This window comes from Aphanothece hegewaldii CCALA 016, from assembly GCF_003007785.1.
Classification (GTDB): Bacteria; Cyanobacteriota; Cyanobacteriia; order Cyanobacteriales; family Microcystaceae; genus Chroococcus; species Chroococcus hegewaldii.
Genome location: NZ_PXOH01000007.1, coordinates 88,729 through 104,507, shown reverse-complemented (window position 1 = coordinate 104,507; position 15,779 = coordinate 88,729). Strand labels below are relative to the sequence as shown.

Sequence of the window (15,779 nt, the reverse complement as noted above, 5' to 3'; positions counted from 1 at the left end):
TTGACAACCAAACCCTCAAATATATTATATTGCGCCTTCGATTACCTTATCGATTAGACCGTATTCGACTGCTTCTTGTGCAGACATGAAATAATCACGATCGGTATCTTTTTCGATCTTCGATAAAGGTTGTCCGGTGTGTTTAGCTAACAGTTCATTCAATTCACTACGCACACGTAGTATTTGTTTAGCTTCAATTTCGATATCAGTTGCTTGACGACGACCTGTCCCACCGAGGGGCTGGTGAATCATAATACGACTATGGGGTAAAGCGAGACGTTTTCCTTTTGTTCCTGCTGCAAGGAGGAAAGAACCCATCGAAGCAGCTAAACCAACACAGATCGTAATCACGTCGCATTTGATATACTGCATTGTGTCATACATCGCCATTCCTGCGGTGACTGAACCCCCAGGAGAGTTGATATATAAATAAATAGGTTTATTGGGATCATCCGAGTTGAGATATAACATATAAGCGACGATCGCATTAGCAATACCATCATCAACTTCTTCAGTCAAAAAGATAATCCGTTCTCTAAATAGACGATCTTCGAGGTCGATCCACTGTTCATAAGAACCACCAGGAAGACGATAAGGAACTTTTGGAACACCAATAGGCATAATTTTTTCCCTTGTGGTATACGTTTACGGTTTGGATGTTTCTAAAACGCGATCGATTATTCCGTATTCTTGCGCTTGAGTTGGGGATAAATAGAAAGTGCGATCGGTATCTTTTTTAATCCGTTCGACGCTTTGTCCCGTTTCTTGCGCCAAAATCTCTAAAATCGCGTTACGTTTATCAATAACTTCCTCTGCATTGACTTGAATATCACTAGCTTGTCCTTGGGTTCCTGTTTTCGCTGAGGTTAGGACGATTTCGGCGTGGGGTAAACTAACTCGTTTGCCTTTGGTTCCTGCTGCGAGTAGTAATGCTGCCATTCCTACCGCTTGTCCTAAACAAATGGTCGTCACTTCCGATTTAATGTATTTCATCGTGTCGTAGATAGCTAAACCTGCGATCACCGAAACCATTCCCGCAGTAATATCGCCCATTCCGAGATCAAGAGGATCACCAATAGAATTGATATACAAACTAATTGGCTTTTTATTATCTTCCGATTCGAGGTATAACAACGCCGAAATAACGGAATTTGCGACACCATCGGTTAGCGGTTGATTGAGAAAGATAATCCGTTCTTGGCTCAGACGAGTATAAATACTTACCCATTGCCAATAAGGACTACCAGGAATATTGTAAGGAACACGACGGGTATCATTGGTAATCAACATAAAAAGCCTCAACTTAAACCAATGCTGGAATAGGTTTCGGCAAATCTTTGACGCTTTCTAAAACTCGATCAATCAACCCGTATTCTTTCGCTTCAGGTGGAGTTAGATAGAACATCCGATCGGTATCTTTAGCAATTTTTTCGGGGGGTTGTCCCGTATTATTAGAAAGAATATCTAGCATTGATGCTTTATTCGCTAGAACTTCTTTAGCGCGGATTTGAATATCGGTTGCTTGTCCTCTTGCACCTGTTCTGGGTTGATTGAGAACGATCGTCGCATGGGGTAAACTAGCCCTAAAGCCTTTCGTACCAGCCGATAGAATCATTGCTGCTGTTCCCATCGCTTGACCTAAACAGATGGTATGAATAGGTGGTTTAATATAGTTCATCGTATCGCAGATGGCAAACGCTTCGGTTTCAAAGCCGATCGCATCTCCGGTATACCACGATGTACCTGTAGAGTTGATATAGAAAAAAATCGGTTTTTCGGGATCGTCAAACTGTAGATACAATAACTCAGCAATAATTAATTTAGTGACATCTACACCGATTTGACGCTTGTACTGATCATCCGAAAACAGGGGCGTTCCTAAGTAGACAATCCTTTCCTTGAGTAATAAGGAGGGTAAGTCTGGCGGTGGTGTACGGTAGGCTGCGTCCCCATAATATGCAGTTTGAACTGCTTTGATTGGTGATTCCATTGAGGTTTGTCTACTTATTTCTTCAGTTATCTTGAATTTGATTCTAACTTACTTCGAGAGTCGTCAGGGGTAGGGAAATCTAGAACGAATTGTTACGAAGTCGTTTTTTTCTCCAGAAGATTTCGCAGCATTGCTTCTTGTTCGGGTGAAGCACTCACGACTAAAGTCGCGAGCTTCCTAGACTCAATTCGTAACCGAACTGATACACTGCATTTCAACAGCATTCTTAGGCGTAGATTTCTGTCCTTCCGACAGTATTTTAGATTCAGAGAAGGCTAACAAATTATGACAAGCGTTAATATCTCTGTCGTGATGAGTAGAACATTCAGGACAATCCCATTCTCTATCTTTTAGGGTTAAATCTTCTTTAATGTAGCCACAACTAAAACACCTTTTGGAACTAGGGAAGAATCTATCTACACGGCGTATTTCACAGCCGTACAATTCACCTTTGTATTCTAGAAGACTTAAGAATTGTCCCCATGCTACATCAGATATTTGTTTAGCTAGTTTTCGGTTTTTGACCATCCCTTTGATGTTTAAGTCCTCACAACTAATTGCTTGGTTTTCACAAGTTAGTTTGAGACTTATTTTGTGTTGATAATCTAATCGTTGTAAGGCAACTTTTTCGTGAACTTTGGCTACAGTAAGTCTTGCTTTGTTTCTATTGTTTGACCCTTTGACTTTTCGACTTAACCTCCTTTGTCTAATTTTTAACCTTCTTAAAGATTTTTGTAAATATCTGGTGTTGGGAAATTTTTCGGGCTTACTCGTAATAGCAAAATATTTTAAACCTAAGTCCAATCCTATTTTTTCTCCATTTAAAGGAGCTTTTGGAATATTCTGCTCAGTCAAAATAGAGGCAAAATACTTTCCTGATGGAGTCTTGCTAATTGTGACACTTTTAGTCGTTCCTTCAACTTTTCGATGAATGACCATTTTTATTGGTGCCATTTTCGGAATCTTCAGTTTATTGTCCTCTGTAATCGAGAAATGTTGAGGAACCCTAAATGATTGCTTATTTGAACGTCTTTTGAATCGGGGAAATTTCCCTAGTTTTTTAAAGAATCGAGTGAAAGCTGATTCTAAGTCTTTTAGAATTTGCTGCAAAGACTGAGAGTTTACTTCACTTAACCAATCAAACTCTTTCTTGAGTTGTACAAGTAAGTTAGCCCATTCTTTATATCTAAAATGTTTTTTAGATTCTGCATAGACATCAGTAGTCACTCTTAGGAAATGATTGTAAACAAAGCGTGAACACCCAAAACATTTAGCCAAAAATGCTTGTTGTTCTGGGTTCGGATATATTCGGAATTTGTACGCTTTGTTACCCATGTCTAAATCCTCCTATGTGATAATCATAACATATTTTATCTAGCGTAAGAAAAAAAGATAAGTTACCGCCTCTCATCCCACGATTGAAATCGCGGGTGTACGGGCGCGGCTATAAAGGCATATTTGTCTTAAAATAAGTAGCGTTAGGTCGTTCCCGACTGGTAAATTCTTCCCATGCTTCCTCATCATCTCTGTGATCTAAGACATAACGCCGTAGTTCCTGAAGACTCATTTCTTTAAAATTAAATTTCGGTAACATCATACCTCGTTTAAAACAGAGGGACTAATTCTGTTTTTTCAATCGGAACACCCGTTAAACTAAAGGCACGAACTTCGGTCACTTTCACTTTAATTAATTGCCCTTTGAGTTGTTCAATATTACCCTTAAAGAATGTCAGACGATTTCCTCTGGTTCTACCCATGACTTGAGTTGGATCTTTCGGGTTTACATCTTCGACTAAAACTTCTTCTATTCTTCCTAAATAACGCCCAGAACGATCGGCTGCTTTTTGTGAGACTAAATGATTAAGACGTTGTAGGCGATCGCTTTTGACTTCCTCACTCAGTTGATTATCCCATATTGCGGCGGGTGTCCCCGGACGAGGTGAATAAGCTGCGGTATTAAGTTGATCGAATCCAATATCATCTACAAGTTTTAGGGTATTCTCAAACTGTGCTTCTGTTTCCCCTGGAAAACCGACGATCGCATCAGCACTAATTGACGCATCGGGCATATATTCCCGAATTTTCTCAATAATTTGGCGATAGCGTTCATGAGTATAACCCCGTTTCATTGCTTTTAGAAGCTCATTATCACCCGACTGAAACGGTATATGGAAATGTTCACACACTTTGGGCAACTCATAACACGCTTTTATCAAACGTTCGGTAAAATAGCGCGGATGACTGGTTGCAAAGCGAAGACGTTCCACCCCTGATACATCGTGTACATAATATAGTAAATCTGTCAAGGTGTGTAAATGTCTTCCTGTTGCCGTTACTCCTGGTAAATCTCGCCCATAAGCATCAATATTTTGTCCGAGTAAAGTAATTTCTTTATAGCCTAATCTGCCTAATTCTTCCATTTCGGCGCGAATTGCTTCTCTGTTGCGAGACTGTTCAACCCCCCGTACACTGGGAACCACACAATAAGTACAGCGTTCATTACAACCATAAATCACATTTACCCAAGCGGTAACTTTACTTTCCCGTCTAGGTTTAGTAATATCTTCTATAATGTGGACAGGTTCAGTGGCTACGACTTGATTTCCATCAAACACCTGTTGTAATAAATCTTCTAGACGGTTAGCGTGTTGTGGTCCCATTACCAAATCTAACTCAGGAACCCGTCGTAATAATTTTTCGCCTTCTTGTTGGGCGACACAACCTGCAACAATCAGAGTTAGTTCTGGATGTTCCTGCTTGCGTTTTGCCTGTCTACCTAAATAAGAATAAACTTTTTGTTCGGCATTATCCCGAATCGTACAAGTATTATAAAGGATCAGATCCGCCTCGTTGGGGTCTTCTGACCAATTAAACCCCATTTCTTCTAAAATACCTGCCATGCGTTCCGAGTCAGCTTTATTCATCTGACAGCCAAAAGTCGTAATATGGTAGCGGCGATCGGATTGAGTCATGGTCATTTTAGCAATTAAAGTCCAATTCTTTATTATAACCGCGTCTAATCCTTGTTGGGGTAGCACTTGGATAATGAGTCCGACCAAAGACAAATTTCTAAAATCTCATTCTCACTTTCAAGAGTAAAATCGATTATAGACGCGATAATCCGAACAATCGATCGCTTGCTCAGTATTAGCCGTTTTCGGATGTAGTGTACATTTTAGACGATGATCATCGGTAAAATATTGACAATTTGCACAGGGTATCTCGTGCATTGTTTTGGCTACTTCAATCGTATCTTTTACTACACTGCCTAGTGTCCAGCCGACTAATCCTAATAGCGAAAATGTAGAAATTAATCCTAAAATACTCAATATTTCCATAATTTTTCAAGTTAATCAAGACTGAAATTGACTGTACATTTTAATTATCTCTTGTCGGGGTTTCATCTTCCTACTCACTAAGGATTATAATTACCAATCTTCATCGGTATCCGCTAGATCACGTAAATTTTGATTTTCATAGCGTTCCTGTAAAAATTGATTGTTTTGTTTTCGAGAGGGGCGACGATATTTCTTACTTTCTAATTTTGGCTCATATTGGGACTGTCCTAAACTTTTAACTTTGAGTTTTAGGTTTGTTTCTTCGTCGGGAAGTTGGGATACATTGGACTGTAAAACGATCGCTTCTTCTAAAAACTTCAAATAATGTTCGTAGCGTTCCCAGTCTCCTCTAACCACGCAATTCGGTTCAAGACGATGTAAACAGTCGTTAAACTGACAATTCCCCTGACTTAACCGTTGTCTTGCTTCAGGAAATAAATAAGCCAGTTGATCTGGAGTACAATCGACATCAGGTTGATTAAATCCTGGTGTATCGGCAATTAATCCACTATTGGGTAAGTCAAACAATTCCACATGACGAGTTGTATGACGACCTTTTAATAGTTTTCCTGATACTGAACCCACGCGCTGTTCTATATTAGGAATTAAACGATTAATCAGACTCGATTTCCCAACTCCTGAAGGCCCGGCTAGAATGCTAATCTTATTCTGTAAACGCGATAGTAATTCTTCGATTCCGAGATCTTGAGTTACACTGAGAAAAATTGATTGGTAGCCCCATCCATTAAGACGATTTTGCCATGCTTGTTGTTGCTGTGGACTAATCAGATCAGATTTATTTAGACACAAACACAAGGTTAAAGCAGTAGACTCCGCTTTGATTAAAAAACGGCTGAGTTGCCAAGGATCTAAACTAGGTTCTTCTAAAGCGAACACTAATAAAATTTGTTCAGCATTAGCGACGGGAGGTCGTGATAATTCTGTTTTTCGCTGTAGTACTTCGGAAATTGCCCCTCGTCCATCCTGAAAGTCAGGTTCAGTGACCAAAACGCGATCGCCTACCATCACTTTTTGACCAATTTTCTTGAGTCGAGTACGACGGGTGCAAAGCAAGCAACGATCTTCTAGTTCATTTGTATCTAATTTGACGTGATAATAATTAGCCTGAACAGCTAAAACCGTTCCATACAGACTTGTTATTGGTTTTTCGCTCAAGATAACTGGGTCCACTCTTTTAGATTAACGACGTACATGGAGGATAAAAAAACCGTCATTTTCTTGGATATTGTCGATCGTATACCCCTCTACGGTTAAGCTTTGAGGTACTTGTTCGATGGGTTCACCGCCATCTAACCAAACTTCTAACAACTCACCTTTAGGCATTTGTTCAAGTTTGAGTTTAGTACGAACAAAATTAATCGGACAAGGCGTACCGCGAAGATCTAAGGTGACTTGACTCATTTTTGAAATAGATTGAAGAAGCCTTCTAATCCTCCCTTTCCTTGGCCATCACCTTTCATCTTAGCGAGTTTTTCGAGTAATTCTCGTTCCTCAGCATTGATGCGAGTCGGTATCGAAACTTTAATCGTAAATAGATGATCCCCTCTGAGGGTTGGACTACCCAGTTTAGGAACACCTTTACTTTGTAGTGTTAAAACCGTATTGGGTTGAGTTCCCGCAGGAAGAACTAAATCTTCTGGCCCGTCTACTGTAGTCACCTTTAAAGTACTACCTAAAATAGCTTGCAGATAACTCACCGTCAGATCCGACTTAATATCAAAGCCATCGCGTTTAAACTCTTCGTCGGCTTCGACTGTGATATAAACGTATAAATCTCCAGGGGGACCCCCTTTTAGACCTGCATCGCCCTCAGAAGCGACTCTAAGGCGATTATTATTATCCACACCTGGGGGAATTGTAATTTTAAGTTTTTTGGTTTCTTGCTTGCGTCCAACACCGCCACAAACTTCGCATTTTTCCTCGATCACTTCGCCTGTACCGTTACAAGTGGGACAGGTGGACACTTGAGCAAAAGTCCCAAACGGTGTACGGGTAGCGCGTCGAACTTGTCCTGCACCGCTACAGGTTGTACAAGTTTTCGAGCCTGTCCCTGATTTTGCGCCACTACCTTGACAAGTTTGACACGTTTCTAAGTGACGAATCCGGATTTCTTTTTCACCACCAAAAACGGCTTCTTTAAATTTCAGTTTAAAATCGAGTCTTAGGTCATCGCCACGAGTTGGCCCGCTACGCCGACGGGTTGCCCCACCTGCGCCCATATTGCCGAAACCACCGAAAATCGTTTCAAAAATATCTGTAAAGCCGCCAAAATCGCCATACTCAGCGCCAACACCAGCACCCCCGGCCACGCCCGCTTCACCAAATTTATCGTATCTAGAACGGGTTTCGGGTTCTGAGAGAATTTCGTAAGCGCGATTAATTTCTTTAAATCGTTCTTCTGCTCCAGCTTCTTTGTTAACATCTGGATGATATTTTCTAGCTAGACGACGATAAGCTCGTTTGATCTCTTCTTTGTCTGCGTCTCTTGGAACTCCTAGAGTTTCGTAATAATCACCTGGCATAGAGCAGCTTTTTTTCTTTTATTGGTAATGATCTAATGGGTCTAGATGTTACTCTAGCAAACTATTGACGAAAATTAACACCCCTGTCTATCTAATCGTTAATCCTAACTAATCTACTGCTTCATAATCACTCGCCATTGTTTCATCAGAATCATAATCATAGGATTCGCTCGATTGAGGTTCGACGCGGGTATAGGTTCTAAAACTTGTTCCTGTACTCGTTTCTGTTGAGGGACGATAGGGTGTCGTTGGTTTATTGGCTGTATTAGAAATCGCTGTGGCTGACATTTCAATTGTTTTATCAGGACGAGTTAGACGAGTTGGATCATCTGGAAGAGCATTAAAGGTTTGTGTGTTTGAATTAGCTTGAGCCCCTGTATAAATTCGCGTTCCAATTTCAAGGATGACTTGTCTAAATTCTTCGAGATAGGTTTTCAGTTTTTCTAAACTAACGCTATTATCTTTTAGTCCTGCTTCTAACTGTTCTTTTTTCCGTTGACTTAATACTTTTAAGTCTTCGCTGATTAAATGATTATTTTCTTTAAGGGTTGTTTCATAAGTATGGAATAAGCTATCGGCTTGATTTTTGATCTCAATCATCACAAGACGACGACGATCGTAATCCGCGTATTTTTCGGCTTCGGAACGCATTCGCTCAATTTCTTCGGGTTTGAGTCCTCCAGTATGACTAATTAAGATACTTTGTTCTTTGCCGGTTCCTTGATCGTGTGCTAAAACTTTTAAGATTCCATTGACATCGATCTCAAATGAAACTTCAATCTGAGGGACTCCTCGCGGTGCGGGTGGAATTCCATTGAGTAAGAATTTTCCTAAACTTTTATTATCTTTGGCCATAGCGCGTTCGCCTTGTAAAACCTGTATTTCGACTGAGGTTTGTCCATCGGCTGCGGTGGAAAAGATTTGAGATTTACTGGTGGGAACGGTGGTATTGCGATCGATAATTTTAGTAAAAACTTCGCCGAGTGTTTCAATTCCTAATGATAAGGGGGTTACATCTAGAAGTAATATATCTTCAATATCTCCACCTAACACGCCACCTTGAATGGCTGCTCCTAGGGCTACTGCTTCATCTGGGTTAATTGAGCGATCAATTTTGCTTACTGGAAAAATTTGTTGAATCATCTGTTGTACGGCGGGAATGCGCGTTGATCCACCTACTAAAATGACTCTTTGTATATCTTGGGGCGTTAATTCACTATCTTTTAATGCTTGTTGAACCGGTCCTCTTGTTGCTTCGACGAGTGATTGTGTTAGTTCATCAAATTTAGCGCGAGTAAGTTCTATTTCTAAATGTTTTGGCCCATTTTCATCGGCACTAATAAAGGGTAAATTAATTGATGTTGTTCCCGTTGTTGAGAGTTCAATTTTTGCTTTTTCTGAAGCTTCTCTTAAGCGTTGAACCGCCATTTTATCAGTATTTAGATCAATTTTTTCCAACTTTTTGAAATTTTCAATTAACCAACGCACTAAAACGTTATCAAAGTCATCGCCACCTAGATGATTGTTTCCAGAAGTCGCTTTAACTTCAAACACCCCATTTCCGATTTGTAGAATGGATACGTCAAAAGTTCCACCCCCTAAGTCAAACACTAAAATCTGTTGATCTTCATCTTGTTTTTCTAATCCATAGGCGAGGGCGGCGGCAGTTGGTTCATTAATAATTCTTAATACTTCTAAACCAGCAATAACTCCAGCGTCTTTGGTGGCTTGTCTTTGGGCATCGGTGAAATAGGCAGGAACAGTAATAATCGCTTCTGAGACGGGTTCTCCGAGGAAATCTTCAGCATCTTTTTTTAGTTTTTGGAGAATCATCGCACTAATTTCTTGCGGGGTAAAATCGCGCTCACGAATCCGAACATTTACGGTGTCGTCTCGTCCTTTATTACATATGTAGGTTACTTGCGATCGTTCTTGTTCAGTTTCCGCCCAGCGTCGCCCGATAAATCGTTTAATACTATAAACCGTATTTTCGGCATTGGTTACGGCTTGACGTTTGGCTAACTGTCCGATTAAGCGCTGATTGGACTTGCCAAAACCCACAATACTTGGGGTTGTGCGTCCGCCTTCCGAGTTGGGGATCACTATAGGTTGTCCAGCTTCTAGAACTGCAACACAACTATTGGTTGTCCCTAAATCGATCCCAATGACTTTTCCCATAATGCTTGTGCCACAATAATACGCATTTCTCCTTACAATAACCCGAAATTTACTTTCATCTGATGCTCAGTTTAGAGTTGTCAAAAGTGCAAATTATTAATTGACACGTCAAGAGTGCAACTACTAACTTTTGCGTGATCTGATTTTTGACTGTAAATTTACGGACTAAGGATTCTTTTGATTAAAAACGGATTCCACTGCAACGAACTGAATCAATATCAATTCGCTTGAGTCATTAGTCACCCAGAAATTACCTGATCAACTAATGACTAGATACTCTTGTTACATTGAACTAGAGTCGCTGGTTTCAGAATAAGACGATGAGCTATAGTTTTCGGTTGACTCAGAAGTCTGATCAGGATCTTTAGCCGCCGCAACTTTAACCATTGCGTGTCGAAGGACTTGATCGCCTAAAAGATAGCCTCGTATCAACTGTTCTATCACAGTTCCTTCGGGATAATCATCAGTATATTCACGTAGCATTGCTTCATGATAAGTGGGATCAAAGGGTTGCCCTTCGGGGCGCATTGCTGATACTCCAAGGCGTTTCAAACCATCAACAAAGTTTTTATAGACACTTTGATAACTTTTGTGAATGCCCATTTCTCCATCGGTAGCGGGTTTAAGCTGAGTTCTAGCGCGATCAAAATTATCGATTACGGGTAATAATTCAGCAATGGTTTTACATTTGATCTGAATTTCCAAATCTTCTTTTTCTTTTTGTGTCCGTTTCCGAAAATTATCAAATTCAGCAGCTAGATTAATGTAGCGTTTCTTATTGGCTTCAGCTTGTTGGGTTTGCTCATCAAGTTGTTGAGAGAGCATTGCTACTTCTTGCTGTAAAGAAGTCATGATAGCTTCAGGGGAAAGACTTTCTGAAGCAGAATCGGTGAATGGTTCTTCATTTTTATCCTCATTCGTAGGCGAATTGGATTCAAATTTAGGATCGACTGACGGTTCTGGTTTGGTTTCCCCCATTTGCCCAGAAGAGGATTTTATATTTTCTAAAGTTGTCTCTAATGGTTTTTGTTCTTCACTCATAGGACTATTACTGGAGTCGCAATTGGCTTGTGTTTTTCTAATCTTTTGTAGGATTCCCTCCCAACTAATGTAGCATTTTGTGGTCAATCGGCGTGGTCTACCCATTGGTGGAAAACCGAAGCCCAATTCAAGCCAATTTTTTGATTTATCAAAAACTTTTCACTGGCTCTCGATTAATTTATCTCCTTTTTTGGGAACACTGAAGAGTAGTGAAGAGGATAACAAAATTTTATGACGAATGCGTCAACTACAAAACGGACTCGCGCCGTTGCTTTAAGAAACTATTTTTCGCCTTTTGGAAACAAGCTCGTACAAGCGGGTTATGCAGCACCCGATCAAATGCAGCAAGCATTAATCGAAACCCGAAAAACAGGTCGTCCGTTAACCGATGTTCTGCAAATGATTACGGGAAGACCTTTACCACCCGAACTACAGCGACAGTACAAAAAAAATCAGCTTTTTGAATTAAAAATTCTCTACGGGGTTGAATTCCTCGATCCTGAGATTAACAATGTTGATCCTCTTGAATCAGCAAGATTGATCGATTCGTTGATTCCTATTGATATTTGTCGTCGTTATCGACTGATCCCTCTGCGACGAATTGAAGGAATCCCTGTCTCTATTCTAGTTGCAATGGTTGATCCGGATAACCTTGAAGCACTCGATGATGTTAACCGAATCTTGCGCCCGAAAGATCTAGAATTACAGCGTCTAGTCATTACACCCGAAGATTACGAGGGATTATTAGAGCAGTATCACTCAGTCCAAGGCGAACTCGATAACGAAAAGAAAAAACTCGAAAGAGAAAGAGAAATCGAGAAATTAGCCGATATTACCGAGATTGTCGATAATATTGATGCCACCGTTTCCGCCGCTAAAGATGAGGCGACTGATGAATTAGATGCAGTCGATGGAAATCAAGCACCAGTGATCAATCTTGTCAACAAAATTTTAGCAAAAGCGTTACAAGAAGGTGCATCCGATATTCACGTCGAGCCGCAAGAAGAATATCTTCGCATTCGATTTCGTCGAGATGGGGTACTACAACAAGCTTTTGAACCTTTACCGCGTAAGGTTACGCCGGCTGTGGTTGCTCGTTTTAAAATTATGTCGGATCTTGATATTGCCGAACGACGACTCCCCCAAGATGGCAAAATTCGCCGGATGTATCAAGGCAGAAAAGTCGATTTTCGGGTCAATACACTACCGAGTCGTTATGGCGAAAAAGTCTGTTTACGGATTTTAGATAATAGCGCGACTCAACTGGGTTTAGATAAATTGATCACCGATGATGACACTCTAGCAATTGTTAGAGATTTAGCAAGTCGTCCTTTTGGTCTGATTTTGGTTACTGGGCCAACGGGTTCAGGTAAATCAACCAGTCTGTATTCGGTGCTTGCAGAACGAAATCATCCTGGGGTTAATATTAGTACAGCCGAAGACCCGATCGAATATTCTTTACCCGGAATTACCCAAGTTCAAGTCATCCGGGAAAAAGGGATGGATTTTTCGTCAATTCTACGAGCTTTTATGCGACAAGACCCCGATGTGATCCTGGTGGGTGAGACACGGGACAAAGAAACGGCAAAAACAGCGATTGAAGCCGCGTTAACGGGTCACTTGGTCTTAACCACATTACACACTAATGATGCAGCAGGTGCGATCGCCAGGCTTGATGAGATGGGGGTTGAACCTTTTATGGTCTCTGGATCTTTACTCGGTGTTTTAGCACAACGTCTAATGCGTCGAGTTTGTACAGAATGCCGTGTCCCCTATAACCCGACTCGACAAGAACTTGCTCGCTTTGGTTTAAGTGCTTCCAATGAAGAAGAAGTTATTTTCTATAAAGCTAATAGCTTAACTCATGAGGAAATTCAACAAGCCCGCATGGCTAACCAATTATGTCAAAAATGTAATGGCAGTGGCTATAAAGGACGGGTGGGTGTGTATGAGGTGATGCGGAACAGTGAACGCCTACAAGCCATGATTAATGAGGGCGCAACCACAGACCGCATTAAGGAAGTAGCAGTTGAAGAAGGAATGATTACCCTCCTCGCCTATAGTCTTAACCTGGTACGTCAAGGATACACCACCTTAGAAGAAGTAGAACGAGTAACCTTTACAGATTCGGGGTTAGAGGCGGAATTAAAAGCAAAACGCAAGAGTGGTTTAACCTGTCGAACTTGTAGCGCCGATTTACAACCAGAGTGGTTAGATTGTCCCTATTGTATGACCCCTCGATTTACTGATCACTAAATTTAATGGAAACAAGGAGAAATATCAATGGAATTAATGATTGAAGATTTAATGGAACAATTGGTCGAAATGGGTGGCTCTGATATGCACATTCAAGCAGGAGCGCCCATTTATTTTCGTATTAGTGGTAAGTTAGCCCCCATTAGTGAAGAACTCCTCACACCGCAAGATTGTCAGAAATTAATTTTTAGTATGCTCAACAATACTCAACGCAAAGAGTTAGAGCAGAATTGGGAGTTAGATTGTTCTTATGGCATTAAAGGACTAGCGCGGTTTCGGGTGAATGTTTACAAAGAAAGAGGCTGTTATGCGTCTTGTTTGCGAGCATTATCGTCGAAAATCCCTAACTTTGAACAACTCGGCTTACCTGAAGTGATTCGAGAAATGTCGGAACGTCCTAGAGGGCTTATTCTAGTGACAGGACAAACGGGATCTGGCAAAACTACGACTTTAGCGGCGATGTTAGATCTGATTAACCGGACTCGTGCTGAACATATTTTAACCGTTGAAGATCCGATCGAATATGTTTTCCCCAATGCCAAAAGCCTGTTTCATCAACGTCAAAAAGGAGAAGATACGAAAAGTTTTGCCAATGCACTACGGGCAGCTTTACGCGAAGATCCCGATATTATTCTAGTTGGGGAAATGCGGGATTTAGAAACAATTAGTTTAGCTATTACGGCCGCAGAAACAGGACACTTGGTTTTTGGGACACTGCATACGAACTCGGCTGCTGGAACAATTGATCGGATTATTGACGTTTTTCCAGCTAATCAACAAGCACAAATCCGAGCGATGTTATCTAATTCTTTATTAGCGGTTTTTAGTCAAGCTTTGGTACAGAAAAAAGCTCCTAAACCTGGTGAATTTGGTCGAGCAATGGTGCAAGAAATTATGATTGTCACACCAGCGATCGCCAACTTAATTCGAGAAGGAAAAGCCTCTCAAATTTACTCATCAATTCAAACTGGTTTAAAATTGGGAATGCAGACAATGGAACAAGCTTTAACGAATTTGGTCGTTAATGGCACGATTTCCTTTGAAGAAGCAATTTCTAAAAGCGGTAAACCCGATGAATTACAACGTTTAATCGCAGGGGCGAAACCGATAGCAACTGGAGCAAAACGCTAAAGAAAAAAAGCAAATATTTCTAATAACTATTATTTTAAAAATAGAAGACGAGGACTGAATATGCCGACCTTTGTAGCACAAGTAAAAAATAATTCAGGTAAAGTTTTTAAAGAAAAAGTGCAAGCTTACACACCAGAACAAGCTCGCGTTCTCCTGAAGATGAAATATGCTTCGGTGGGAAAAATAAATAAAGCGGGAATGGAAATAGATTTATCGGGTCTTGAATCAGCTTTAGCGAATGTTTCAATTAAAGATAAAGCGGTTTTCTCCCGTCAATTTTCGGTCATGATTAATGCGGGTGTGGCAATTGTGAGATGTTTAGGGGTGTTATCGGAACAATGCGGTAACCCGAAGTTGAAAAAAGCTCTCACCGCAATTAGTTCAGAAGTACAACAAGGTAGCCCTCTTTCTGAAGCAATGGCTAAACATCCAGAATGTTTTGATCAACTCTATGTCAGTATGGTTGAAGCGGGCGAAGCGGGCGGGGTATTAGATGAAGTTTTAAATCGTTTAGCTAAATTATTAGAAGATATGGCCAGGTTGAAAAATCAGATTAAATCCGCGATGGCTTATCCTACAACAGTCGGCGTTCTAGCGATTATTGTTTTCTTTGCAATGACGATTTTTTTGATTCCTGTTTTTGCGAAAATTTTCCAAGATTTAGATGTTCCTTTACCCGCACTGACTAAATTTATGTTGTTTTTGAGCAGTATCATGCGAAGTTGGAAGATTTTGATCCCCATTGGTGCAATCATCGGTACTACCTTTTTTCTGAAAAATTACTACAAAACCCCAGCAGGACGCTTACAAATTGATGGTTTTTTGCTCAAAATGCCGTTATTTGGAGATTTAAACGAGAAGACTGCGGTTGCTCGTTTTTGCCGCGTTTTCGGTACGTTAACTCGTTCGGGTGTGCCGATTTTGAATTCTTTAGAAATTGTCTGCGATACTGTGGGGAATCAGGTGATTGCGAATGCGATTAGCGCTGCTAAATTTGAAATTCAACAAGGGGGAATGATGAGTCTTGCTTTGCAACAAGAAAAAGTTTTCCCCGCACTAGCTATTCAAATGATTAGTATTGGGGAGGAAACAGGGGAATTAGATACAATGATGATGAAAGTTGCTGATTTTTACGAAGATGAGGTGGAACAAGCGGTAAAAGCTCTCACTAGCGTCATTGAACCCTTGATGATGGTGATGATTGCGGGGTTGGTTGGTACGATTCTGCTGTCGATGTATTTACCGATGTTTAAAGTTTTCGATGCTTTGGGTTAGAAAAAAATCATCGGGTAAAGTTGCAAT

The 15,779-nt window shown here is 40.6% G+C and carries 15 protein-coding genes; 3 read left to right on the top strand and 12 right to left on the bottom strand.

What is annotated here, in order from left to right:
• Nucleotides 1-24: 24 nt before the first annotated feature.
• The 12 genes from C7H19_RS09005 to grpE form a co-directional block, all read right to left on the bottom strand.
• Nucleotides 25-621, bottom strand: coding sequence for an ATP-dependent Clp protease proteolytic subunit (locus C7H19_RS09005; protein ID WP_106456547.1), 597 nt, complete (start codon nt 619-621; stop codon nt 25-27).
• Between the two features lie 24 nt (nt 622-645).
• Entirely contained in the window at nt 646-1,290 is a 645-nt protein-coding gene (locus C7H19_RS09000) for an ATP-dependent Clp protease proteolytic subunit (protein ID WP_106456546.1), read from the bottom strand.
• A gap of 13 nt (nt 1,291-1,303) precedes the next feature.
• On the bottom strand, nt 1,304-1,990 hold the full coding sequence (locus C7H19_RS08995; protein ID WP_106456545.1) for an ATP-dependent Clp protease proteolytic subunit: 687 nt from the start codon (nt 1,988-1,990) through the stop codon (nt 1,304-1,306).
• A 183-nt stretch (nt 1,991-2,173) separates the two neighbouring features.
• Nucleotides 2,174-3,325 carry an IS200/IS605 family element RNA-guided endonuclease TnpB gene (tnpB, locus tag C7H19_RS08990; RefSeq protein WP_106456544.1) on the bottom strand — a complete coding sequence of 384 codons (1,152 nt, stop codon included), beginning with the start codon at nt 3,323-3,325 and terminating at the stop codon, nt 2,174-2,176.
• Nucleotides 3,326-3,434: 109 nt separating this feature from the next.
• Nucleotides 3,435-3,587, bottom strand: a complete 153-nt coding sequence (locus C7H19_RS25570; protein WP_181280566.1) for a DUF6887 family protein — start codon at nt 3,585-3,587, stop codon at nt 3,435-3,437.
• Between the two features lie 7 nt (nt 3,588-3,594).
• A complete protein-coding gene (gene miaB, locus C7H19_RS08985) occupies nt 3,595-4,968 on the bottom strand; it encodes a tRNA (N6-isopentenyl adenosine(37)-C2)-methylthiotransferase MiaB (RefSeq protein WP_106456643.1) in 1,374 nt (457 codons plus the stop codon).
• 111 nt (nt 4,969-5,079) lie between these two features.
• Nucleotides 5,080-5,328: a hypothetical protein gene (locus tag C7H19_RS08980; RefSeq protein WP_106456543.1), complete on the bottom strand. Its 249-nt coding sequence runs from the start codon at nt 5,326-5,328 to the stop codon at nt 5,080-5,082.
• A gap of 90 nt (nt 5,329-5,418) precedes the next feature.
• Nucleotides 5,419-6,504: a small ribosomal subunit biogenesis GTPase RsgA gene (gene rsgA / locus C7H19_RS08975; protein ID WP_219907619.1), complete on the bottom strand. Its 1,086-nt coding sequence runs from the start codon at nt 6,502-6,504 to the stop codon at nt 5,419-5,421.
• A gap of 24 nt (nt 6,505-6,528) precedes the next feature.
• The gene (locus C7H19_RS08970) at nt 6,529-6,750 is read right to left on the bottom strand and encodes a sulfurtransferase TusA family protein (protein WP_106456541.1); all 222 of its coding nucleotides are present in this window, start codon (nt 6,748-6,750) and stop codon (nt 6,529-6,531) included.
• Nucleotides 6,747-7,871, bottom strand: coding sequence for a molecular chaperone DnaJ (gene dnaJ, locus C7H19_RS08965; protein ID WP_106456540.1), 1,125 nt, complete (start codon nt 7,869-7,871; stop codon nt 6,747-6,749). Before dnaJ ends, C7H19_RS08970 begins: the two co-directional genes overlap by 4 nt.
• Before the next feature lie 108 nt (nt 7,872-7,979).
• Nucleotides 7,980-10,049, bottom strand: coding sequence for a molecular chaperone DnaK (dnaK, locus tag C7H19_RS08960; protein WP_106456539.1), 2,070 nt, complete (start codon nt 10,047-10,049; stop codon nt 7,980-7,982).
• A 282-nt stretch (nt 10,050-10,331) separates the two neighbouring features.
• On the bottom strand, nt 10,332-11,090 hold the full coding sequence (grpE, locus tag C7H19_RS08955) for a nucleotide exchange factor GrpE (RefSeq protein ID WP_106456538.1): 759 nt from the start codon (nt 11,088-11,090) through the stop codon (nt 10,332-10,334).
• Nucleotides 11,091-11,321: 231 nt separating this feature from the next.
• On the opposite strand from grpE, the gene C7H19_RS08950 reads away from it, so the two are divergent.
• The 3 genes from C7H19_RS08950 to C7H19_RS08940 are packed head-to-tail and all read left to right on the top strand — an operon-like array spanning nt 11,322 to nt 15,752.
• Nucleotides 11,322-13,346: a GspE/PulE family protein gene (locus C7H19_RS08950; RefSeq protein WP_106456537.1), complete on the top strand. Its 2,025-nt coding sequence runs from the start codon at nt 11,322-11,324 to the stop codon at nt 13,344-13,346.
• 27 nt (nt 13,347-13,373) lie between these two features.
• Complete coding sequence (locus C7H19_RS08945) at nt 13,374-14,477, top strand: type IV pilus twitching motility protein PilT (RefSeq protein WP_106456536.1); 1,104 nt, start codon at nt 13,374-13,376, stop codon at nt 14,475-14,477.
• Nucleotides 14,478-14,537: 60 nt separating this feature from the next.
• The gene (locus C7H19_RS08940; protein WP_106456535.1) at nt 14,538-15,752 is read left to right on the top strand and encodes a type II secretion system F family protein; all 1,215 of its coding nucleotides are present in this window, start codon (nt 14,538-14,540) and stop codon (nt 15,750-15,752) included.
• The last annotated feature ends 27 nt before the right edge of the window (nt 15,753-15,779 follow it).